The organism is Thermaerobacter litoralis (assembly GCF_054654595.1).
Genome location: NZ_BAAIES010000002.1, coordinates 104,356 through 126,124, shown reverse-complemented (window position 1 = coordinate 126,124; position 21,769 = coordinate 104,356). Strand labels below are relative to the sequence as shown.

Below are 21,769 nucleotides of genomic sequence, written 5' to 3'. Positions count from 1 at the left end.
CCGCTTCTCGGCGGGAGCCCGTGGCCCGGGATGGGGTACCGCGGGCCCGGCACGCCGGGTGGAGCGGCGTGCCGACGGTCCTACCGTATGGGACCGGTGCTCGGTTCTCAAGGGTCTGCGGGGGAGGGGACCGGTTCGTCGGGGGATGGGGGAAGGGATGCCCCGGCGCGGTGCAGGGGCGCCTGGGACCCTTGGCCGCCTTCCCTTGCCGAGGAGCGCCCCCGGGGTGCTATCGTGGAAGGCGGTGGAGGCGATGCCCGTTGATGCCCGTGACCCGCTGGACCCTCCGGCTCCGGGTGCGCTACGGCGAGACGGACCGCATGGGCCGGGCCTACTACGCCCGCTACTTCGACTGGTTCACCGACGGGCGGACGGAGCTGATCCGCCGCCTGGGCCTCTCCTACCGCCGGCTGGAGGATGAGGGCGTGTTCCTCCCGGTCCTGGAAGCCGGATGCCGCTACCTGCGCCCCGTGGACTACGACGACGAGCTGGAGCTGGATGTGGCGCTCACCCGCTTGACCCCCACCCGCATGGACTTCGCCTACCGGTTGCGGGCGGCCGGCAGCAACCGGGTGGTGGCCGAGGGGGAGACCCGCCACGCCTTCATCGACCGGCGGGGCAAGCCCATCAACCTGCGCAAGGCACACCCCGCCATCTGGGAGCAGCTGGAGGCCTTGCAGCCCCCCGCCGCGGACCCGCCGGCCCCAGGGGACGAACCGGCCGGGGAGGCCGCCGGCCGGTGACCAGCCGCCGCCGGCTGGACCTCGAACTGGAGCTGGAACGCCTGGAGGCCGCCGACCCGTCCCTGTCCGGGATCACGCGGCGGCTGGGACCCTTGCTGGACCTGCTGGAGGCCGTCGACCGGGGGGCCACCCTGGACGTGTGGGTCGAATTCGGCGGCGGCCACGTGGTGGTGGCCGACGTGGCGTCCTCCTTCCGGGGCCTGGTCCGGGATGCGGCCGGGCCGGGCCTGGGCTTGGAAGGCGCGGCGGGGGAGCTGGTCGTGCTCCTGCACCATGTCGAGCGCGTCCGCCAGGAGCATGCCACGGGCGGGGTGCGGGTCCTGCTGTCGACGGGGGAGTCCCTGTGGTTCCGGGCGGTGCGGCCCGGCCACAGCGGGCTCTCCCGCCCGCCGCGGCCGTGAGCGGGCCGGCCCAGGGCGCCGGGGCCGGTTCGTCCCTTTCCCGGACCTGGGCTTTCCTGTTATCGTGGGAGCGGTGTGGACTACCCCTCGGGCGAGGTGATCCCCAACATGCCGCTGGTCACCGGCATCGAGCTTCTGGAGGACGCCCGCAAGCGCGACTACGCCGTGGGCGCCTTCAACGTCAACAACATGGAGATCATCCAGGCCATCATCGCCGCGGCCGAGGAGGAGCGGTCGCCCGTGATCCTCCAGGCCAGCCAGGGCGCCATCAAGTACGCGGGCATCCGCTACATCCGGGCCCTGGTGCTGGCGGCGGCCGAAGAGGCCCGGGTGCCCATCTGCCTGCACCTGGACCACGGCCCCAGCTTCGAGCAGGTGATGGAGTGCCTGCGCTACGGCTTCACCTCGGTGATGTTCGACGGCTCCCACCTGCCCTACGAGGAGAACGTGCGCCTGACCGCCAAGGCGGTGGAGGCCGCCCACGCCGTGGGGGTGTCCGTGGAGGGCGAGCTGGGCAAGATCGGCGGGGTCGAGGAGGAGATCCGGGTCGAGGACTGGGACGTGGTCCTGACCGACCCCGAGGTGGTGCCCGACTTCGTCGAGCGGACCGGCGTCGACTACCTGGCGGTGGCCATCGGCACCAAGCACGGCTTCTACAAGGGCGAGCCCAAGCTGGACTTCGACCGCCTGGCCCGGATCCACCAGCTGATGCCCGACCTGCCCCTGGTACTCCACGGCGGCAGCGGCATCCCCGAGGAACACATCCGCCGGGCCATCCCCCTGGGCGTGCGGAAGATCAACATCGACACCGAGCTGCGGGCGGCCTTCGTCGGCCGCGCCCGGGAGATCATGGCGGAGAAGCCCCAGGAGATCGACCCGCGCAAGATCCTGGGCCCCGCCCGTGAGGCGATGAAGGAAAAGGTCAAGGAGAAGATGCGGCTCTTCGGGTCGGCGGGCAAGGCTTGAGGCGGGAGACGGCGGCGGGGCCGGTTCATCCGGACGAACCGGCCCCGCCCCATGGGCGGCACGACGAGAAGGCAGGGCCGGGGGCCGGCGGGTCCGGTGGCGCCGGGGGAGGCCGGGCCGGCGGAAGCCAGGCGGAGGGCGGGCCGGCGGGAGCCGGGCGGGGGCCAGGCCGGACCCCACGGACCCATCAAGCCGGAGGGCGGTCCGGGAGGACCGGGCCCCGACGGATCGGCCTTTGGGAGCGGAGGCATCGGGGATGGAGCGGGAGCTGACCCTCGAGCTGGTGCGGGTGACGGAGGCCGCCGCCCTGGCGGCCGCCCGCTGGATGGGGCGGGGCGACAAGAACGCCGCCGACGGCGCCGCCGTCGATGCCATGCGGGCCGTCTTCGACACCGTGGACATCCGCGGCACCGTGGTGATCGGCGAGGGCGAGATGGACGAGGCGCCGATGCTCTATATCGGCGAGCAGGTGGGTAGCGGCCAGGGGCCCGAGGTGGACGTGGCCGTCGACCCGCTGGAGGGCACGAACCTGGTGGCCAAGGGCCTGCCCGGCGCCATCGCCGTCCTGGCCGTGGCGCCGCGAGGCTGCCTCCTGCACGCTCCGGACATGTACATGGAGAAGATCGCCGTGGGGCCGGCGGCGGCCGGCGCCATCGACATCGAGCGGCCCATCGAGGAGAACCTGCAGGCCGTGGCCCGGGCCCTGGGCAAGCGGGTCGAGGACGTGACGGTCATCCTCCTGGACCGGCCGCGCCACGCCGACCTGGTGGCCCGGATCCGCCGGGCCGGCGCCCGGATCCGCATGATCTCCGACGGCGATGTGTCGGCGGCCATCGCCACAGCCCTGGAGGGCACGGGCATCGACCTCATGGTGGGCATCGGCGGCGCCCCGGAGGGCGTGCTGGCGGCGGCCGCCCTGTACTGCCTGGGCGGCGAGCTGCAGGGCCGGCTGTGGCCCGAGGACGAGGAAGACCGGCAGCGGATGCGGGCCATGGGAATCGACGAGGCCCGGGTCCTGCGCATCGAGGACCTGGTCCGGGGCGAGGACGTGATCTTCGCCGCCACGGGCATCACCAGCGGCGAGATGCTGAAGGGCGTGCAGTTCACCAGCCGGGGCGCCTTCACCCACTCGGTGGCCATGCGCTACCGCACGGGGACGGTGCGGTTCGTCGAGGCCTGGCACCGGCTGGAGCGCAAGCCGGTGATCGGCCCCCTGGTGGGCGGCGGGGCCGGCGGCTGAACCCGGCCGCGCCGGGATGGACGGGGATCGTCGGGATGGATGGGGATCATTGGGACCAAGGCGGGGTGACGGCGATGGCAGATCGGGAGCGGGAGGAACCGGCCGGCGCCGTGGCCGGCGGCGACGGCGCCGCGGCGGCGCTGGAGGCCCTGCGGGCCCAGACCCTGGAGTGGCTTGAGGCGGAAGCGGCGCGCGGGGTGCCGTACCGGGAGCTGGCCCAGGCGGTTTGCACCCGGCTCTACCGGGACTTCCCCCACTACTCCTGGGTCGGGATCTACATGATCGAGGGCGACCGGCTCCGGCTGTGGGCGTGGGACGGGCCCCAGCCGACCCAGCACGTGGAGATCCCCCTGAACGCGGGGCTCTGCGGCTGGGCGGCGTCGACGGGTCAGGTGGCCAACGTGCCCGACGTGCGGAAGGACCCGCGTTACCTGCAGTGCTTCCTGTCGTGCCAGTCGGAGATCGTGGTGCCCATCGCCCGGGGCGGGACGGTCTACGGGGAGATCGACATCGACAGCGACCGCCTGGCCGCCTTCGACCGGGAGGACGAGCGGTTCCTGAACGCGGTCTGCGCCGTGCTGGCCGAGCGGGCGGCGGCGCAGCCGGAGGCGGCTGCCGCGGGCGATAGCGAACGCTGAACCGGGCCGCCGCCCGCTGCCCGGGAGAGGAGATGACGGCGGGCGGACCCCCCGCCGGATCGCCGGCCGGTGGCGGCGGCCACCCGGCGGCGGCGGAGGCCGGCAGGCCGGCGGCGGAGACCGGCAGGCTGGTGCCGCGGGCGCGCCTTGCTGGCGAGCACCGGGACGGTCCACCATGGGAGCGGAGGTGAGCGGGCGTGGCCAAGCGCATCGCCATCCTGGTCGACGACATGTACGAGGACCTGGAGCTCTGGTATCCCTACTACCGGCTGCTGGAGGCCGGGCACCAGGTCGAGCTGATCGGCAGCGAGCGGGAGCGGGCCTACACCAGCAAGCACCACTACCCGGCCAAGGCGGTCAAGTCCATCGCCGAGGTGCAGCCCGAGGAGTACGACGGCGTGGTGATCCCCGGCGGCTACGCCCCCGACAAGATGCGCCGCGACGAGCGGATGGTCCGGTTCGTCCGCCAGATCCATGACCAGGGCAAGCTGGTGGCGGCCATCTGCCACGCCGGGTGGATGCTGGTCTCGGCCGACGTCCTGCGGGGCCGCAAGGCCACCAGCGTCCGGGCCATCCGGGACGACATGCGGAACGCCGGCTGCGAGTGGGTGGACGAGCCGGTGGTGATCGACGGCAACCTGGTCACCTCCCGGACGCCGGACGACCTGCCGGCCTACATGAAGGCGATCCTGGCCAAGCTGGGGGAGGGGTGAGCCCGTCCCCATCGTTCCGGTTTCACCCTGCAGTCGGCCACTCCAATGCAGTCAGCCCCCCATGAAGGAGCCTTGGGGCGTCCGGGGCGCGGCAAGGTCCTTGCCGCGCCCCGCCGTTTTCGCCGGGGCGCCGATGGGGGGTCTTCGCCGGGGCTCCGGGGTTGGGGTGTGCGACGAGGCCCCGGGGTTGGGTCTTCGCCAGGGCCCCGGGGTTCGAGTCTGCGACGGGGCCCTGGCCTGGGCCGCCCCCCGGCAGGCACCCCCCGCCGGGTACCCCCTGGCGGGTCCCCCCGGTTTCCCTCAGGCCATCCGGCCGGTAGGGGCCACCGCGAGTTGCCTCAGGCAAGCAGGAATGACCTCCAGGCCATGGAAATCTTCCCCGGTGGGTGGACGTGATCTTCGCAGGCAGGCCGGCGAACACGGCGCGGGGGAAGGCGGGAGGCGGTCCCATGACGGAACCGGCGCCCACGGCGGGGGCGGTCCCCGCGGTGTCTGGAGACGAGCTTCCAGCCTCCACGGCGAAGGCCGCCGGCACGGCGCCCGGCCGTTCCGGCCGGCGGGGGCTGGGGAGCCGGCGGAGGCGGAAGGGGTTCCGCCCCTGGGCGATCAGGGCGGCCGCCATGGCCTGGGTGATGGCCCTGGTGACGCTGATCGCCGCGACCGGGTGCGGCGGGGCGGCTTTATCGCCGGACGAACCGGCCGCCCCCGGCCCCGGGGCTTCCGCCGGGGCCGGTACGGGGGCCGCTGCGGAACCGGGTGCCCCTGGGGCGGGCCCGGTGGCCTCCGACCCCGGCCAAATCCCCGCTGGGGGGCGTTCCGCCGGCGCCGGGGCGGGCCGGGCGGGGGAGACGGTCCTCCTGGTGGCGGCGGCCGCCTCCCTCCAGGATGCCCTGCAGGCGGTGGCCGCCGCCTTCCGGCAGGTTCGTCCCGACGTGATGGTCCAGTTCAACTTCGGCTCCTCGGGGGCCCTGGCGGCCCAGGTGGAGGCGGGCGCCCCCGTCGACCTGTTCGTGGCGGCCGGCCGGGAGCCGGTGGAGCGGCTGGTCCGGGCGGGGCTGGTGGCGGAGGGCGACGTCCGGGTCATCGCCGGCAACCGGCTGGTGCTGGTCGTCCCGGCGGCCGGGGACGGCGGCCCGCCGGCCGTGCCGGTCAAGGCGTGGGCGGACCTGGCCGGCGCGGCGGTGCACCGCGTCGCCCTGGGGGACCCGGCCCACGTCCCGGCGGGCCGCTACGGCCGGCAGGTGCTGGAGCACCTGGGCCTCTGGGGGGCGGTCGAGCCCAAGCTGGTCCTGGACCAGGACGTCCGGCAGGTCCTCCACCACGTGGCGGCGGGGGCTGCCGATGCTGGCATCGTCTACGCGACGGACGCGGCGACGGCGCCGGGGGTGCGGGTGGTGGCCCCGGCGCCGGCGGGCAGCCACGACCCCATCGTCTACCCGGCGGCGGTCCCGCGGGCGGCTCCCCATGGGGAGGCGGCCCGGGACCTGATGCGGTTCCTCGCAGGGCCGGAAGGCCAGGCCCTCTTGCGGCATTACGGGTTTCTGCTGCCTCCCTGATCGGGGCGTCAGGAGCCGCGGGATCGACAGCGTGATCGACAAAGGGCCGGCCCGGGACGGGCGGGTGCGGGGCGGCGGAAGGGGGAGGGAGAGACCGGTGGTCGATGCCATGGGTGCCTTGCGGGTGTCGCTGCTGGTGGCCACGGCGGCCACGCTGATCGTGGTGGCGGCCGGTCTGCCCCTGGCGGCCCTCCTGGCCCGGCCGGGGTGGCGGGGCCGGACCCTGCTGGATGTGGCCGTCACCCTGCCCCTGGCCCTCCCGCCCACGGTCCTCGGGTTCTACCTCCTGCAGCTGCTGGGGCGCCACGGGCCCCTGGGCTGGCTGGCCGGCCGCGGGCTGGGGACGGGCCTGATCTTCACGCCGGCGGCGGCGGTGCTGGCGGCGGCCGTGGTGGCCCTGCCCCTGTTCGTGCAGCCCGCCCGGGCGGCCCTGGAGGAGATCCCGGCCGACGTCCGGGAGGCGGCGGCCATCGACGGGGCGGCCGGGTGGACCCTGGCCCGGCGGATCGTGCTGCCCCTGGCCTGGCCCGGCATCGCCACCGGGGTCTTGCTGGCGTTCGCCCGGGCCCTGGGGGAATTCGGCGCCACCCTGATGGTCGCGGGCAACATCCCGGGCCGGACCCAGACCCTGCCCCTGGCGATCTACAGCGCCGTCCAGGCCGGCCGGGACGACGTGGCCGCCCGCCTGGCGCTGCTCCTGACGGCGGTGGCCGCCCTCTCCCTGGGGGCGGGCTACCGCTGGCGCCGGCCGCGGCGGGGGGAGCCGAGCGGAAGCCGGTTCGTCCGCCCGGTCCCCTCCCCGCCGCCCGTGCCCACCCCGGCCGGCCTGCTGGGTTGGGACGGGAGGAGGCCGCAGCCATGAGGGGCGAGCAAGGGGGCGGTCCCGGGCCGGGCGGGCGACCCGAAGGCGGGCCGCCGGTGGTGGCGGCGGCTTTGCGGGAGGCCCGCCTGCGGCTCGGCCTCACCCAGCAGGAGCTGGCCACCAGGGCCGGCGTGACCCGGCAGGCCATCGGCGCCATCGAGGCGGGCCAGATGACCCCCTCCCTGGCGGTGGCCCTGCGCCTGGCCCGGGCCCTGGGCTGCCGGGTGGAGGACCTCTTCCGGCTGGAGGAGCCGCCGCCGGAGGTGGTCGTCGAGCTGGCACCCGCACCGGATGGGGATGGCGGGGCCCAGGTCCCCGCTCCGGAGGCGCCGCCGGGCGGCCGGATCCTGGTGGGCCGGGTGGGCGGGCGCTGGGTCGGCCACCTGCTCCACGGCGACGCCGCCTTTGCCGCCGACCTGGTGCCGGCCGGGGCCCGGCTGATCGCGCCGGCCGGGGAGGGGCCGGTCGAGCCGCAGGCGGTGGAACCCGGCGCGGCCCCCGGTGACGCCCCACCCCCGGCTGGCGAGGGGCGGGTCGAGCCGGGAGCGGGCGAGCCCGCCGCAGCCCTCGGTGACGCTGCGGCCCCGGCCGGTGAGGGGCCGGTCAACCCGGGGGTGGTCGAACCCGCCGCACCCCCGGCTGGCGGTCGCCGCTGGCGGGCGGCCCTGCTGGAAGACCCCCAGGATCTGGACCGTTCCGTGCTGGTGGCGGGGTGCGCCCCCGAGCTCTCCCTCTGGGCCCGGACCCTGGCCGCCGGCCGGCACGGCGCCCGCTTGCACCGCCTGGCCGTCAACAGCCGCCGGGCCCTGGAGCTGCTGCGGGCGGGGACGGTCCACGCCGCCGGGGTCCACGTGGCGGGAGGACCCGGCGAGCCCGACAACCTGGCCTTCATCCGGGCGATGCTGCCGGGCCTGGCGGCGGTGGTCATCCGCCTGGGGGTCTGGGAGGAGGGCCTGCTGGTCGCGCCCGGCAACCCCCTGGGCTTGCGGAGCGTCGCCGACCTGGCCCGGCCGGGGGTGGTGGTGGTCAACCGCGAGCCCGGGGCCGGCTCCCGGCTGCTCCTAGAACGGTGCCTGGCGGCGGCGGGGATCCCGCCCCAGGCGGTGGCCGGTTTCGACCGGTTCGTCCCCGACCACCTGCAGGTGGCCCGGGCCGTGGCCCGGGGCGAGGCCGACGCGGGGGTCAGCACGGCGGCCGTCGCCGCCGCCTTTGGGCTCGGGTTCATCCCCCTGCGGGCGGTGGCCTACGACCTGGTCTTCCTCCGTCCCACCCTGGACGAACCGGCGGTGCAGGCCCTGCTGGGCACCCTGGGCGACGCCTGGGTCCGGCGCCAGCTGGCCGCCCTGGGCGGGTTCGACACGACGGCCACGGGCACCGTCATGGCCCGCCTCGACCCGGACCCGCCCGCCGCTCATGCCGCCGCCCCGCCCCCCATAGGTTCGGATTGGAGCGGGCGATCACCCCAGCCGGCGGCGCCGGGCCCGACGGCCCGCTCGGGGAGCGGTGGACCATGGCGGCAACGCGGCAACGGTGGCGGCGGGCGCTGGGATGGCTTCTGCTGATCGGGGTGGCGGTGGCCCTGGGGCGGCACGGCTGGTCGCCGGCCCGGCTTCTTCCCGGCAGGGGATCCCCCCGCGACCTGCCCGGCCGGGTGGCGCCGGGCGTCTGGGTCGGACCCGTGGCGGTGGGCGGCTGGCCCCGGGAGCGGGTGGAGGCCTGGCTAGGGCAGCTGGCCCCCCGGGTGGCCATGCCGCCGGAGGATGCCCGGCCCGATCCGGCCAACCGGGCGGTGATCCCGGGCCTCGCCGGTCTAGAGCTGGACGAACCGGCCAGCCTGGCGGCGATCCTGCGCGCGCCCCGGGGCAGCCGGGTCGACCTGGCCTTCCGCGCCATCCCGCCCCGCCGGGACCTGGACGCCTTCCCCCAGGCGCCGGTCTACCACGGCAACCGGCGCAAGCAGGCGGTGACCTTCCTGGTCAACGTGGCCTGGGGGGAGGAGCATCTGCCCGCCATGCTGGACGCCTTCGACCGGGGCGGCGTGCGGGTGACCTTCTTCCCCGTGGGCCGCTGGGCGGAAGCCCACCCCGACCTGGTGGCGGCCATGGCCCGGCGGGGCCACGAGCTGGGCAGCCACGGCTACTCCGACGCCCTGGACCTGGAGGGGGCGCCGGCGGCGAGCGTCCTGGCCGATCTCCGGCAGGGCGTGGCGGCCGTCGCCCGGGCCGCCGGGGTCGAGCCTGCGGCCATCCGGTTCTACAGCACCCACCGGGGGGTGCGCACGGCCGCGGTGGAACAGGCGGCGGCCGAGGCCGGCGTGCGCCTGATCTACTGGAGCCTGGACACGGTGGACTGGATGAAGCCGGCGCCCGCGGCGATGGCGCGGCGGATCGTCACCCAGGCGCGTCCCGGCGACCTCATCCTCATGCACCCGACGGCGGTCACCGTGGAGGCCCTGCCCGCCATGATCGAGGGCCTCCAGCGCCGGGGGCTGGCCATCGTCCCCCTGGGGCAGCTGCTCTCCCCCTGGCCCGTCGACGCGGCCCGGCCGGCCTTCCGGCCCCTGGGCCCGCCGGCCCCCGCCCTGGCGGCGGCCTCCGCCTGGGCGGCGGCGCCGGGGCGGGAGGGGGCACCGGCCCTGCTGGCCCCTCCAGGCCGGCCCTGACGCCGCGCTCCGCCCGCCCCGCCTTCCGGCCGCGACCCCCTCCCGGCACCGGCCGGAACCCCCGCTCGACACCAGCGCGGCCAGCACGGCCTCACGCCCCGTTAACAAATCCTTTACATTTGCCTTCCTCCCCGTCCGGCGGCGCCGGAAGGGCCGATGCTATACTGTTGCGCGGTGGCCGGGCTTTCCGGACCGGGAGGAGGGTTGCCATGATCGAGGTCTCCCACGTGAGCAAACGCTTTGGCGAGCACCGGGCGGTGACGGACCTGACCTTCACCGTCGGGCGGGGCGAGATCGTCGGCTTGCTGGGTCCCAACGGGGCCGGCAAGACGACCACCATGCGCCTCATCACCGGCTACATGCCGCCCAGCGCGGGCACCATCCGCGTCGCCGGGTTCGACACCTGGGAAGAACCCCTGGAAGTCAAGCGGCGGGTGGGCTACCTGCCCGAGAACCCGCCGGTGTACCCGGACATGACGGTGGAATCCTACCTGCTCTTCGTCGCCGCCTTGAAGGGCGTCCCCCGCCACCGGCGCCGGGCCGAGGCCCAGGACGCCGCCGAGCGCACCGGGGTGGCCCACGTGTGGAAGCGCCTGATCGGCAACCTGTCCCGCGGTTACCGCCAGCGGGTCGGCCTGGCCCAGGCCCTGGTGGGCAAGCCCGACGTGCTGATCCTGGACGAGCCCACGGTGGGCCTGGACCCCACCCAGATCGTGGAGGTGCGCCAGCTGATCCGCGACCTGGCCGGGGAGCACACGGTGATCCTGAGCTCCCACATCCTGCCGGAAGTGCGCCAGACCTGCCAGCGGGTGCTGATCATGAACCGGGGCCGCCTGGTGGCCCAGGACACGCCGGAAGGCCTGACCCGGGCGCTCCAGGGCGGAACGGCCCTGCAGCTGGCCGTCAAGGGGCCTGCCGAGGCGGTGGCCCGCCGGTTGCGGGAGCTGGACGGAGTGGAAGCCGTGCGGCTGCTGGAGCCCGGCCACGGGGCGGCGGCCCCGGCACCGGCCGGGGCGGGAGCCGCGCCCGGTGAACGGACGGGCCCGGAGCCCGAAGCGGTGGTCCGGCTGGAGGTGACGGCGCGGGGCCGGGACGTGCGCGAGCCGATCTTCTACGCCATGGCCGCCGAGCGCTGGCCCATCCTGGAGATGCGCCCCCTGGAGATGACCCTGGAGGAGATCTTCATGCAGCTGGTGACCGACGAACCGGCGCCTTCCGCCCCGGGCGAGCAAGGGCGGGGCAGGGCAGCGGCCGGCGACCGGCGGGGTCGCCGCCCGGCCGCAGGCGCCGCCAGGAGGTGAGGGCCGTGGGTTGGCACGGGCTTCTGGCCCTGTGGCGCAAGGACGTGCTGTCCTTCTGGCTGTCCCCCCTGTGGTGGGTGGTGGCCGCCGTCTTCCTGGCCCTGACGGGCTGGTACTACCTGGCCGTGGTGGCCAGCTTTCAGGCGCCCGACCTGCGCTTCCTGCTCGACCACATGGTGGTGCTGCTGCTGTTCGTGGTGCCCGCGCTGACCATGCGCTCCTGGGCCGAGGAGCAGCAGCGGGGCACCGCGGAACTCCTGCTGACCTCGCCCATCACCCTGAACCAGGCGGTGCTGGCCAAGTTCCTGGCCGTGCTAACCCTGCTGACCGTCCTCCTGCTGGTGACGGGGATCTACCCGGCCGTCACCGCCGCCTACGGCGGGGTGGAGTGGCCCATGCTGCTGGTCGGCTATCTGGGTGTGTGGCTGGTGGCCGCCACCTTTGCCGCCGCGGGCGTCCTGGCCTCGACCCTGAGCGACAGCCAGGTGATCGCCGCCGTGGCCGGGTTCGGCATCCTTCTGGCCCTCTACATGCTGGACTGGGCCGCCGGCTCCGTCGGCGGGACCACCGGCGACGTGCTGCGCGCCGCCTCGGTCTGGGAGAACCTGAGCGATTTCATCAACGGGGTGCTGGACACCCGGCGCCTGGTCTATTTCGTCACGCTGATCACCGGCTTTTTGTTCCTGGCCGTGCGCAACGTGGAGCGGCGCACCTGGGCCGCTTGACGGCGGGTTCTGCGCCGGCCGGCTGCGTCCGCCGGGACGCGCAGGCGACCGGAACGGCCGCGGGATGGCCGGCTGCAGCCCGCCCGGCAGGACGCGAAGCGCGGCGTCAAGCGGGGCGGCTCCGCTGCGGAGCAGCACGACGAGGACGTGAGGCGGAGCCGCGACGTGATGCGGAGCACCACGACGTTCATGAGCACTGGTTGAGGAGGACCGCCTATGGCCGAACGGGCCGATGCCCATCGCCGCCGGGTGCTGTGGCGGGGGACGAACACGGCCGTCCTGACGGTGGCCGTCCTGGCCCTTCTGGTGCTGGCCAACGTGTTCGCCGCCCGCTACTCGTGGCGGTACGATGCGACGGCGCAGAAGATCTACTCCCTCTCGCCTTCAACCCACCAGGTCTTGAGCGAGCTCGACCAGGACGTCACCCTCTACGGGTTCCTCCAGTCCGGATCGGCCGAGGGTGACACCCTGCGCCGCATCCTGGAGCTGTACGACCGGAACTCGGACCGGATCCGGCTCGAGGTGGTCGACCCGGAGCGGGAACCCGCCACGGCCCGCCGGTACGAGGTGGACACCTACAACACCGTGGTGGTGGAGTCGGGCGACGACTACCGCAAGATCGACCCCCTCAGCCTGTTCGGCTACGGTGCGGGCGGCGGCCTGGAGATCCGCGCGGAGCAGGCCATCACCCGCGCTCTCCTGGATCTGACGGGCCGTGGCGGCAAGAAGGTGTACTTCCTGACGGGCCACGGCGAGGGCACGCCCGGCGGGGAGCTGGCGACCCTGGGCCGGTTGCTGGAGGGTGAGGCGCTGGCCGTGGAGACCCTCAACCTGGCCCAGAAGGGCGAGGTGCCTGCCGACGCCGCCGTGGTGGCCATCGCCGGTCCCACCCGCGATCTTCTCGAGGAAGAACGCCAGCGCCTGGAGGAGTACGTCCGACGCGGCGGGCGGCTGCTGGTCCTCTACGGCCCGGTGCCCAACCAGCCGCGCCTGGAGCAGCTGGAACGGTTGCTGGCGACCGTGGGGGTCGACGCCGCGGCGGACGTGGTGGTCGACCCGGAGCGGGCCTTCCTGGGGCAGGATCCTCTCTCGCCCATGCCGCTTTTGGGCAGCCATCCCATCGTCGACCCCCTGCAGCGGGGCGACCTGGTGCTGGTCCTTCCCGGCAGCCGCAGCCTGGCGCCCAGGGAGGACACCCAGCTGACCACCACCGAGCTGCTCCATACCAGCGACGCAGCGTGGGGCGAGACGGATCTGCGGGCCCGGGCCGTCCGGCAGGACAGCCAGGACCGGCCCGGCCCGCTGGCGCTGGCCCTGGCGGTGGAAGGGGAGCTGGGCCAGGGGACGGCCGGTACCGGTGGGAACGGGCAAGAGGGCGGCGCCGGCGATCAGGAGGCCGCCTCAGGAACCGCCGGGCAAGGGGAGGATGCGGGGTCCGAGGCGGCGGAGCCGACCGGCGGCCCGCGCCCGGTGGCGGTGGTGGTCGGCAGTGCCGCCTTCGTCGCCAATGACTACCTGGACCGGGTGCCCGGCAACCGGGACTTCGTGGTCAACGCCGTCAACTGGCTGGTGGGGTCCGAAGAGCGGCTGACCATCCGGCCCAAGGAGCTGGCGTCCACGCCCATCGTCCTGACCCCCAGCGCGGTGGTGGGCATCTTCTACGGCCTGGTGCTGGGCTTCCCGGCCCTGGTGGCGCTGGTGGGGCTCGGCATCTGGTGGAGGAGGCGGCACGCATGAGCCGCCGCAGTCGCCGCCGCGGGCCGGTTCAGCAGGCCTTCCTGGGGCTGTTCCTGCTGGTGGTGGCGGCCGGCCTGGCGGTGTACGCCTGGGCCACCCGGGACCGGCAGCCCGGCGACGGGGAGGCCGGTGAGGGCGAGACGGCCGTCGTGTGGGATGCCGGCGATGCCGCGGTGCGCGAGGTGGTGATCGAGGGCGAGGACGGCCGGATCGTCCTGCGTCCGGGCCCGCCGCCGGAGCTGGTGGTGTCGCCCGACCGGCCCTTCGCCGGCCAGGGGCCGGTGGCCGCGGATACCATCGACGGCCTGCTGTCCAGCCGCCGCTGGTGGATCCACCAGCCGGGCCCGTACCCCGTGGCCGACGAGTATGCCACCACCATCGCCGACAACCTGCGCCGGCTGGTGGCCCAGCGGGTGGTGGCCGAGGACGTCCCCGAAGGCGAGCTGGCCCAGTACGGCCTGGACCGGCCGGCCACCCGGGTCACGGTCCGTTTTGCCGGCCAGGGCGAAGCCCGGGTGCTGGAACTGGGGGCCCGGAGCCCCCTCACGGGCGGCGGCACCTACGCGCGTCTTGAGGGCGGCCGCCAGGTGTACCTCATCGCCCCGGGGGTGGCGGACACCCTGCAGCTGCCCCCCGGCCAGCTGCGGGAAACCATGTTCCTCCCCTTCAACGACGAGCGGGTCCGGCGGGTGGAAGTCGACTGGAACGGCCGGCGGCTGGTGTTCGTGCGGGAGGAAGGGGGCACCAGCTGGTCGATGGAGCGGGACGGCCGGCCGGTGGGCAAGCAGGACAGCAGCCAGCTGTCGGAGCTCTGGTTCGCCCTGCACCAGTGGCGCGCCGCCGGCTTCGCCGCCGACCAGGGGGACGAACCCGCCGCCCAGCGGCGGTACGGCCTGGCGGAGCCCTACGGCCGGATCCGCCTGGAGTTCCAGCCGGCGCCGGGGCAGCAGGCGGCACCGTGGCTGGAGATCCGGGTGGGCGCCCCGGCGGAGGAGGGCGGCCGCTTCGTGATGACCAGCGAGGGGCCGTGGGTGTACCGGCTCGACCCCGACGACCTGTCCTACCTGGAAGATCAGGTGCTGCCTGCCCTGGAGAAGCCGGTGGAAGAGGGCAAGGCCGGCGGCCAGGCGGGCCAGGGGCAGGACGACGGGCAGGCGGGACAGGAGGCGCAGGAGGACCAGGTCGGGCAGGGGCAGGGGGCTGGAAGCGACTAGCGGCACCCCAAGGATCCCCCAGGGCGGCCCGCCGCGGCCGGGGAGGAAACGGGCCGGGCGCGCCGAATCTCTGTAACACCCGCCGCACAGGGCGGGCGTCCGGAGGGCAGGCGGGCGGCCCCCAGGCCGCGTTCGTCCTGAGCCCGTCCGCGCCGCCCTTTTTTATGCCCCCGCCCCGACCGAACGGTCGGTCGGGGCACCCGAGCCGGGAGGGGCCTGGGGCCACCGCTGCGGGCGGGCGGAAGCCCCGCTGCGGCGCGGGACGGGGCAGCGCAGGAGGCGACGGCATGGCCAGCCGGGAGCAGGAGATCCTGGACGCGGCGCGCAAGTTGTTCCGCCAGAAGGGCTACTACGCCACCACCATGCAGGACATCGCCGAGGCGGTGGGCCTGCAGAAGGCGTCCCTCTACCACTACATCCGCAGCAAGGAGGCGCTCCTGCTGCAGATCGCCGGCGAGACCATGCGGCTCTTCCACGCCGAGCTGGACCGCATCCAGGCGGCGGGGGGCAGCGTTGCCCAGCAGCTGGCGGCGGCGATCCGCGCCCACGTCAAGGTGGTGGCCGAGCACCAGGAGACGCTGACGGTGCTGTTCCGCGAGTCCCACGCCCTGCCGCCCGAGCACGCGGAGAAGGTCCGCGGCGAGACGGGCCGGTACACGCGGCGGCTCACGGAGCTCATCGCGCGCGGGGTGGCCGCCGGCGAGCTGCGGCCGGTCGACCCCGGCGCGGCCTGCCTGGCGATCCTGGGTGCCTGCAACTGGATGTACCGCTGGTACAGCGCCGACGGCCGGCTGACGCCGCAGCAGATCGGCGACCAGTTCGTTGAGGTGATCCTCCACGGCCTGCTGGCGCCGGGCGGGGCGGGGCGCGAGGCCCGGACGCCCGGCCGGTCGCCCTGAGGCGGGCCGTGGCCGAAACCCTTTGACAACCCCAGGGAAAGGTGGGGAAGCCGGATGGGTTGGAACGTGGTGGTGCTGCTCAAGCCCATCCTCGACCCGGAGCTGCCGGCGCGGAAGTTCCGGGTGGCGGCCGACGGGCGCCGTCCCGAGCGGGGCGACGCGCCGGTGGTGATCAACCCCTTTGACCAGAATGCCCTGGAGCTGGCGCTGCAGCTCAAGGACAAGGGCGCGGCGGACTCGGTGACGGTGATCAGCGCCGGCGGCGCCGAGGCCACCGACGGGCTGCGCAAGGCCCTGGCCCTCAAGGCGGACCGGGCCGTGCGGGTCGACCTGGGCGGGCTGGACCTGCCCGACGCGGCCACCACCGCGCGGGTGCTGGCGGCGGCGGTGCGCCAGGCGGGCTCGGTGGATCTGGTCCTGGCCGGGCGACAGGCGGGCGACTGGGACCAGGGCCAGGTGGGGTACCTGCTGGCGGAGGAACTGGGCTGGCCCTGCGCCGCCCTGGTCCAGCAGGTGGAACCGGCCGGCGGCGGCCTGCGCCTGGTGCGGGAGGCGCCGGGGGGGCGCGAGGTGCTGGAAGCCTCCCTGCCCCTGGTGGTCACGGTGACCAACGACGACAGCAACGTCCTGCGCCTGCCCAAGGTGCGCGACGTGATGATGGCCAACCGGAAGCCCATCGACCAGTGGACCCTGGCCGATCTGGGACTGGACGAGGGGGCGCTGGCCGGCGAGGCGGCGAGCGAGGTGCTGGCGCTGCGCATCCCGGAGCGCAAGACCGAGTGCGAGATGATCCAGGGCGACGATCCGGCGGAGGTTGCCGCGACCCTGGTGCGGCGGCTGCGGGAGCTGAAGGTGCTCTGAACCGCCCTTGGGAGGAGGACATGCCATGATCCTGGTAGTCCAGTGGAACGGAAAGGGCCTGACCCAGGGGACCGCCGAGCTCCTGGGTGGCGCCCGGCAGCTGGCCGGCGACGGTCCCGTGGCCGTGGCCGTGCTGGGACCCGGCGCCCGCGAGGCGGCGGCGGAGGCCGGCGCCTACGGTGCCCGGGCCTACGCCGCCGACGGGGACCTGGAGAGCTACGGCGGCGAGGCGTACGTGGCGACCCTGGCGGCGGCCTGCCAGAGCCTCCAGCCCCAGGTGGTCCTGTTGCCGGCCGACCCCCGCGGCCGGGAGGTGGCTCCGCGGCTGGCGGCCCGGCTGGGGGGTGCTGCGGTGACCGACGTGATCGAGGCCCGGCGGGACGGGGACCGGATCGTGTGGTCGCGACCGGTGTTCGGCGGCAAGGCCGTAGCCGACGTGGTGCTGAAGAAGTCGCCCCAGGTGGCCACGGTGCGGCCGGGGTCCTTCCCGCCGGCGGAGAAGGCCGGTTCGTCCCCGGCGGAGGTGGAGGATCTGCCCGTCAGCGGCACCGACCGGCCGCTGCGCCGGGTGGAGGTGCGGGTCGCCGACGAGGGCGGCGTGCGCCTGGAGGAAGCCCGGGTCATCGTCTCGGGCGGGCGCGGCCTGGGCGGTCCCGAACCCTTCAAGGATCTGGAGGAACTGGCCCGGCTGCTGGGTGGCGCGGTGGGCGCCTCCCTGGCGGCGGTGGACGAGGGCTGGGCGCCGCCGGAGCGGCAGGTGGGCCAGACCGGCAAGATCGTGGCGCCGGACCTCTATATCGCCATCGGCATCTCCGGCGCCAGCCAGCACCTGGCCGGCATCGCCGGAGCCAAGACCGTGGTGGCCATCAACAAGGATCCCGAGGCGCCGATCTTCGAGGTGGCGCGCCTGGGGGTGCCCATGGAGTACCAGAAGGTGCTGCCCCACCTGATCGAGGAAGTACGCAAGCTCAAGGCCGGCTGATGCCGGCCCGGACGCCGGTGCCCGGGCGGCGCGGCCGCCGCCCGGGGCCGGACCGCCTCCCGGCGGGCGGGGGCGGCAAGGAGCGAGGGGGGAAGGAGCATGCCGGAGGCGATGCCTGCCGTCGCCGAGGCGACCCGCCAGGTCCAGTGGAACGTTCCCCACAGCTTCGTGTGGATCATGTACATCAGCATGACCGTGGCCCTGGCGGTGATGGCCTATGGTGCCTGGCAGCGGGTGCGCACCTGGATGGCGGGCAGGCCCGAGGTGCGGTGGGATCGCCCCGGGCAGCGCCTGCGCCGCGTCCTGATCCACGGGCTGGGCCAGGGGCGGCTGCTCAAGGAGCGGCTGCCGGGCATCGCCCACGCGCTGCTGTTCTTCGCCTTCATCGTGCTGTTCATCGGCACCCTGGTGGTGATGATCCACCATGACCTGGGGATCCCCATCCTGCGGGGCCGGTTCTACCTGTACTTCCACAGCCTGACCCTGGACGTGTTCGGCGCCCTGGCCACGGTGGGCCTGGCCGTGTTCTTCTGGCGGCGGTACGTGATGCGGCCGGGCCAGCTGGAGAAGGGCAAGCGGGCCGACTTCCTGCTGCTCCTGGGGCTTCTGGTCATCATGGTGACCGGGTTCGTCCTGGAGGGGATCCGGCTGGTGGTGACGGCCGATCCCTGGGCCCTCTGGTCGCCCTTCGGCTACCTGACGGGCCTGGCCCTGGCGGCCCTCCTGCCGGCGGAGGGCGCCCTGCGGGCGGTCCATGCCGGGACCTGGCTGCTACACATGCTGACCTGGCACGCCTGGCTGGCTGCGCTTCCGTACAGCAAGGCCTTCCACCTGGTGACGGGGCCGCTGAACATCTTCTTCAGCAACCTGGACGCCAAGGGCGAGCCCAAGCCCATGGACCTGGAGGACGAGACGGCCAGCCTGGGGGCCCGGACGGCGCTGGACCTGACCTGGAAGCAGCTGCTGGACCTGGACGCCTGCACCGAATGCGGCCGCTGCGAGGCGGCCTGCCCCGCCTTCGCCGAGGGCAAGCCCCTGTCGCCCAAGCGGGTGATCCTGGACCTGCGCGATCACGTGCGGGCCTACCGGGACGATTTGCTGCGGGCCAAGGCGGCCCAGCTGGCCGGCGACCAGGAGACCTATGACAGCATCGTCGAGCACCTGCCCATCCTGGCGGGCGGCGTGATCAAGGAAGAGACCCTGTGGGCCTGCACCACCTGCCGCGCCTGCGAGCAGGCGTGCCCGGTCTTCATCGAGCACGTGCCCACCATCCTTGACATGCGCCGTTACCTGGCCATGGAGAAGGCGGAGATGCCCGAGACCCTGGCCAGCGCCATGGAGAGCCTGGAGACGCGCCAGCACCCCTACCGGGGCGCCACCGCCGACCGCACCGACTGGTACAAGGACCTGCCGGTCAAGACCATGGCGGAGCTGGACGACCCCGAGGACATCGAGTACCTCTACTGGGTCGGCTGCGCCGGCGCCTTCGACGAGCGGGTGCAGAAGGTGGCCCGGGCCCTGGCCCGGGTGATGGACCGGGCCGGCATCAAGTTCGCCGTGCTGGGGCCGGAGGAGCAGTGCACCGGCGACCCGGCCCGGCGCAGCGGCAACGAGTACCACTACGAGATGCTGGCCCAGGCCAACGTGGAGACCCTGAACGGCTACAAGGTCAAGCGCATCGTCACCCACTGCCCCCACTGCCTCCAGCAGCTCAAGCACGAGTACAAGCGCTTCGGCGGCCACTACGAGGTGATCCACCACAGCGAGCTGGTGTTCAAGCTGATGGAGGAGGGCAAGCTGGAGCTGGCCCGCGAGCTGCACCGCTCGCTGCAGGTCACCTACCACGACCCCTGCTACCTGGGCCGCTACAACGACGTCTACGACGCGCCCCGCCAGGTGCTGGACGGCCTGGGGACCCGGCGGCTGGAGATGGGGCGGTCGCGGGAGCGCAGCTTCTGCTGCGGGGCGGGCGGCGCCCACATGTGGTACGAGGACAAGTCCGGCGGCAAGATCAACCGCAACCGGGCGGAAGAGGCCGTGGGCACCGGAGCGGATGTGGTGGTCACCGGCTGCCCCTTCTGCCTGGCGATGATGGAGACCGGCGTCAAGGCCGTGGCCGGTGCGGAAGAACGCGGCGTGCGCGTGCGGGACTTCGTCGAGCTGGTGGACGAAGCGCTGGCCGATCCCGCCGGTGCCGCCGCAGGAGGAGAGGCCCGGCAGGGTGCGGGCGATTAGCCTTGGCCGGTCCGGCCGGCGGCCCGGCCGGTCGCTCTGCAGGTGCGTACAACGCCCCCGGCCAGGAGAAGCGGAGAGGCTGGGGGCCAGGGAGGGGAGTACCGTGGCGGAATCCCTGGCGGGAACGGGGACCCCGGCGGGACAAGCCCAGGCGGGGGAGTTCCCCTGGCTGCGTTTCTACCCCGAGGGGGTGCGGCATCGCCTGGATTATCCCTCGATGCCGCTCTACGGCTTGCTGGACAAGGCGGCGCGGGAACGGCCCGAACACCCGGCCGTGATCTTCTTCAACCGGACCCTGACCTACGCCCAGCTCAACCACGCCGCCGACCGCTTCGCCCGGGCCCTGGTGCGGCGGGGAGTCCGGCCCGGCGACCGGGTGGCCATCATGCTGCCCAACTGCCCCCAGTTCGTCATCGCCTACTACGGCGTCCTCAAGGCGGGCGGCGTGGTGGTCAACCACAACCCGCTCTACACCGCGCCGGAGCTGGAGTTCCAGCTCAACGACTCGGGCTGCCGGGTGCTGGTGGCGCTGGACATGACCTATCCCACGGTGCGCCAGGTCCGGCCGCGGACCCGCCTGGAGACGGTGATCCTGACCCGGGTCAACGAGTACATGCCGGCCCTGCTCCGCCTGCTCTACCCGCTGAAGGCCCGGCGCGATGGCACCTGGCCGGAGATCCGCGAAAACGACGACGTCCTCTGGTTCCAGGACGTGCTGGGCGAGGGTGGGGAGGCCGGCGGCGGAGCGCCCCCGGTGCCGGTGCCCGTGGAGCCTGATCAGGTGGCGCTGCTGCAGTACACCGGCGGTACCACGGGGCGGCCCAAGGCCGCCATGCTCACCCACCGGAACCTGCTGGCCAACGCCTTGCAGACGGCGGAGTGGGTGCTGCAGGGCAAGGTGGACGACGGGCCCCGCCACCGCATCATGGGGGTCATCCCCTTCTTCCACGTCTACGGCATGACCACCGTGATGAACCTGGCCATCGCCATCCAGGGCACCATGATCCTGCTGCCCCGCTTCAACGCGGGCGAGGTGCTGAAGGCCATCGCCCGCTACCGACCCACCATGTTCCCCGGCGTGCCGACCATGTACGTGGCCATCCTGAACCACCCCGACTTGCGCCGGTATGACTTCTCGTCCATCGAGTCGTGCGTCAGCGGCGCCGCCCCCCTGCCGCTGGAGGTCCAAGAGCAGTTCGAGCGGCTCTCCGGCGGCTCGCTGGTGGAGGGCTACGGGCTGACGGAGGCCTCGCCGGTCACCCACGTCAACCCCACGGGCCCCGGCAAGCGTAACGGCACCATCGGCATTCCCCTGCCCGACACCGAGGCCCGCATCGTGGACATCGAGACCGGGACCCGGGTGCTGGGGCCGGGCGAGGAGGGCGAGCTCGTCATCCGCGGCCCCCAGGTGATGAAGGGATACTGGAACCGGCCCGACGAGACCGAGCGCACCCTGCGGGACGGCTGGCTCTACACGGGTGACATCGCCACCATGGACGAGGACGGCTTCTTCCGGATCGTGGACCGGAAGAAGGAGATGATCATCACCGGCGGCTACAACGTCTACCCCCGCGAGGTGGAGGAGGTCCTCTACCAGCACCCCAAGGTGCTGGAGGCCGCCGTGGCCGGCGTGCCCGATCCCTACCGGGGCGAGATGGTCAAGGCCTATGTGGTCCTCAAGCCGGGGGAGACGGCCACGGAGCAGGAGATCATCGAGTTCTGCCGCCAGCGGCTGGCCAAGTACAAGGTGCCGCGGGCCGTGGAGTTCCGCAGCGAGCTACCCAAGAGCCTCATCGGCAAGGTCCTCCGCCGGGTCCTGGCCGAGGAGGAGCGGAAGCGGGCACCGGCGGCGGGCGAGCAGGCGACCCCGTCCGGGGAAGCACCGGCCGGGCCGCAGGCCGGGGTGGCGGGGGACGGGGAGGAACCCGGCGACCCGCAGCCCCGCTAGGGCCGAGCCCGGCGGGGGCAGGGAGGCGACCCGGCGGTCGAGCTGGGCGTGAAGTCGCACTGGGCGCAAAGAAGATGGCTGCCGCC

19 protein-coding genes are annotated in these 21,769 nt (G+C 74.0%); all 19 read left to right on the top strand.

The window, feature by feature from the left end; translation table 11 throughout:
* The first annotated feature begins 263 nt into the window (after nt 1–263).
* The 19 genes from ACYQ02_RS00730 to ACYQ02_RS00640 all read left to right on the top strand — a co-directional run bounded on the left by ACYQ02_RS00730 (nt 264) and on the right by ACYQ02_RS00640 (nt 21,683).
* Entirely contained in the window at nt 264–743 is a 480-nt protein-coding gene (locus ACYQ02_RS00730) for an acyl-CoA thioesterase (protein WP_460038605.1), read from the top strand.
* The gene (locus ACYQ02_RS00725; RefSeq protein ID WP_460038517.1) at nt 740–1,144 is read left to right on the top strand and encodes a glycine dehydrogenase; all 405 of its coding nucleotides are present in this window, start codon (nt 740–742) and stop codon (nt 1,142–1,144) included. Before ACYQ02_RS00730 ends, ACYQ02_RS00725 begins: the two co-directional genes overlap by 4 nt.
* A gap of 108 nt (nt 1,145–1,252) precedes the next feature.
* Nucleotides 1,253–2,110, top strand: a complete 858-nt coding sequence (locus ACYQ02_RS00720; RefSeq protein ID WP_460038604.1) for a class II fructose-1,6-bisphosphate aldolase — start codon at nt 1,253–1,255, stop codon at nt 2,108–2,110.
* Nucleotides 2,111–2,366: 256 nt separating this feature from the next.
* Nucleotides 2,367–3,350 (top strand): class II fructose-bisphosphatase, encoded by a 984-nt coding sequence (gene glpX / locus ACYQ02_RS00715; RefSeq protein WP_460038516.1) that lies wholly within the window; start codon nt 2,367–2,369, stop codon nt 3,348–3,350.
* 74 nt (nt 3,351–3,424) lie between these two features.
* On the top strand, nt 3,425–3,988 hold the full coding sequence (locus tag ACYQ02_RS00710; RefSeq protein ID WP_460038515.1) for a GAF domain-containing protein: 564 nt from the start codon (nt 3,425–3,427) through the stop codon (nt 3,986–3,988).
* Between the two features lie 197 nt (nt 3,989–4,185).
* Nucleotides 4,186–4,701 (top strand): type 1 glutamine amidotransferase domain-containing protein, encoded by a 516-nt coding sequence (locus tag ACYQ02_RS00705; RefSeq protein WP_460038514.1) that lies wholly within the window; start codon nt 4,186–4,188, stop codon nt 4,699–4,701.
* A 449-nt stretch (nt 4,702–5,150) separates the two neighbouring features.
* Nucleotides 5,151–6,257, top strand: a complete 1,107-nt coding sequence (modA, locus tag ACYQ02_RS00700) for a molybdate ABC transporter substrate-binding protein (protein ID WP_460038513.1) — start codon at nt 5,151–5,153, stop codon at nt 6,255–6,257.
* 97 nt (nt 6,258–6,354) lie between these two features.
* Complete coding sequence (gene modB, locus ACYQ02_RS00695) at nt 6,355–7,119, top strand: molybdate ABC transporter permease subunit (protein ID WP_460038512.1); 765 nt, start codon at nt 6,355–6,357, stop codon at nt 7,117–7,119.
* Nucleotides 7,116–8,681 carry an XRE family transcriptional regulator gene (locus tag ACYQ02_RS00690; RefSeq protein WP_460038511.1) on the top strand — a complete coding sequence of 522 codons (1,566 nt, stop codon included), beginning with the start codon at nt 7,116–7,118 and terminating at the stop codon, nt 8,679–8,681. The genes modB and ACYQ02_RS00690 overlap by 4 nt, the downstream gene beginning before the upstream one ends.
* Nucleotides 8,630–9,781 carry a polysaccharide deacetylase family protein gene (locus tag ACYQ02_RS00685; protein WP_460038510.1) on the top strand — a complete coding sequence of 384 codons (1,152 nt, stop codon included), beginning with the start codon at nt 8,630–8,632 and terminating at the stop codon, nt 9,779–9,781. The genes ACYQ02_RS00690 and ACYQ02_RS00685 overlap by 52 nt, the downstream gene beginning before the upstream one ends.
* A 209-nt stretch (nt 9,782–9,990) precedes the next feature.
* Nucleotides 9,991–11,082 (top strand): ABC transporter ATP-binding protein, encoded by a 1,092-nt coding sequence (locus ACYQ02_RS00680; protein WP_460038509.1) that lies wholly within the window; start codon nt 9,991–9,993, stop codon nt 11,080–11,082.
* A gap of 5 nt (nt 11,083–11,087) precedes the next feature.
* On the top strand, nt 11,088–11,807 hold the full coding sequence (locus tag ACYQ02_RS00675) for an ABC transporter permease (RefSeq protein WP_460038508.1): 720 nt from the start codon (nt 11,088–11,090) through the stop codon (nt 11,805–11,807).
* Nucleotides 11,808–12,023: 216 nt separating this feature from the next.
* Nucleotides 12,024–13,544 carry a GldG family protein gene (locus ACYQ02_RS00670; RefSeq protein ID WP_460038507.1) on the top strand — a complete coding sequence of 507 codons (1,521 nt, stop codon included), beginning with the start codon at nt 12,024–12,026 and terminating at the stop codon, nt 13,542–13,544.
* Entirely contained in the window at nt 13,541–14,758 is a 1,218-nt protein-coding gene (locus ACYQ02_RS00665; RefSeq protein WP_460038506.1) for a DUF4340 domain-containing protein, read from the top strand. The genes ACYQ02_RS00670 and ACYQ02_RS00665 overlap by 4 nt, the downstream gene beginning before the upstream one ends.
* Nucleotides 14,759–15,045: 287 nt before the next feature.
* Complete coding sequence (locus tag ACYQ02_RS00660; protein ID WP_460038505.1) at nt 15,046–15,657, top strand: TetR/AcrR family transcriptional regulator; 612 nt, start codon at nt 15,046–15,048, stop codon at nt 15,655–15,657.
* A 54-nt stretch (nt 15,658–15,711) separates the two neighbouring features.
* Nucleotides 15,712–16,518, top strand: coding sequence for an electron transfer flavoprotein subunit beta/FixA family protein (locus ACYQ02_RS00655; RefSeq protein ID WP_460038504.1), 807 nt, complete (start codon nt 15,712–15,714; stop codon nt 16,516–16,518).
* Nucleotides 16,519–16,543: 25 nt separating this feature from the next.
* Complete coding sequence (locus ACYQ02_RS00650; RefSeq protein ID WP_460038503.1) at nt 16,544–17,500, top strand: electron transfer flavoprotein subunit alpha/FixB family protein; 957 nt, start codon at nt 16,544–16,546, stop codon at nt 17,498–17,500.
* 99 nt (nt 17,501–17,599) lie between these two features.
* Nucleotides 17,600–19,735 (top strand): (Fe-S)-binding protein, encoded by a 2,136-nt coding sequence (locus ACYQ02_RS00645; protein WP_460038502.1) that lies wholly within the window; start codon nt 17,600–17,602, stop codon nt 19,733–19,735.
* Nucleotides 19,736–19,838: 103 nt separating this feature from the next.
* Nucleotides 19,839–21,683, top strand: a complete 1,845-nt coding sequence (locus tag ACYQ02_RS00640) for a long-chain-fatty-acid--CoA ligase (RefSeq protein WP_460038501.1) — start codon at nt 19,839–19,841, stop codon at nt 21,681–21,683.
* Nucleotides 21,684–21,769: the final 86 nt, after the last annotated feature.

Coding starts and splice junctions, on each gene's coding strand:
- ACYQ02_RS00660 (WP_460038505.1), top strand. CDS start 15,046: ATGGCCAGCCGGGAGCAGGAGATCCTGGACGCGGCGCGCAAGTTGTTC.
- ACYQ02_RS00730 (WP_460038605.1), top strand. CDS start 264: ATGCCCGTGACCCGCTGGACCCTCCGGCTCCGGGTGCGCTACGGCGAG.
- glpX (WP_460038516.1), top strand. CDS start 2,367: ATGGAGCGGGAGCTGACCCTCGAGCTGGTGCGGGTGACGGAGGCCGCC.
- ACYQ02_RS00690 (WP_460038511.1), top strand. CDS start 7,116: ATGAGGGGCGAGCAAGGGGGCGGTCCCGGGCCGGGCGGGCGACCCGAA.
- ACYQ02_RS00720 (WP_460038604.1), top strand. CDS start 1,253: ATGCCGCTGGTCACCGGCATCGAGCTTCTGGAGGACGCCCGCAAGCGC.
- ACYQ02_RS00710 (WP_460038515.1), top strand. CDS start 3,425: ATGGCAGATCGGGAGCGGGAGGAACCGGCCGGCGCCGTGGCCGGCGGC.
- ACYQ02_RS00670 (WP_460038507.1), top strand. CDS start 12,024: ATGGCCGAACGGGCCGATGCCCATCGCCGCCGGGTGCTGTGGCGGGGG.
- ACYQ02_RS00665 (WP_460038506.1), top strand. CDS start 13,541: ATGAGCCGCCGCAGTCGCCGCCGCGGGCCGGTTCAGCAGGCCTTCCTG.
- modA (WP_460038513.1), top strand. CDS start 5,151: ATGACGGAACCGGCGCCCACGGCGGGGGCGGTCCCCGCGGTGTCTGGA.
- ACYQ02_RS00645 (WP_460038502.1), top strand. CDS start 17,600: ATGCCGGAGGCGATGCCTGCCGTCGCCGAGGCGACCCGCCAGGTCCAG.
- ACYQ02_RS00685 (WP_460038510.1), top strand. CDS start 8,630: ATGGCGGCAACGCGGCAACGGTGGCGGCGGGCGCTGGGATGGCTTCTG.
- ACYQ02_RS00655 (WP_460038504.1), top strand. CDS start 15,712: ATGGGTTGGAACGTGGTGGTGCTGCTCAAGCCCATCCTCGACCCGGAG.
- ACYQ02_RS00650 (WP_460038503.1), top strand. CDS start 16,544: ATGATCCTGGTAGTCCAGTGGAACGGAAAGGGCCTGACCCAGGGGACC.
- ACYQ02_RS00680 (WP_460038509.1), top strand. CDS start 9,991: ATGATCGAGGTCTCCCACGTGAGCAAACGCTTTGGCGAGCACCGGGCG.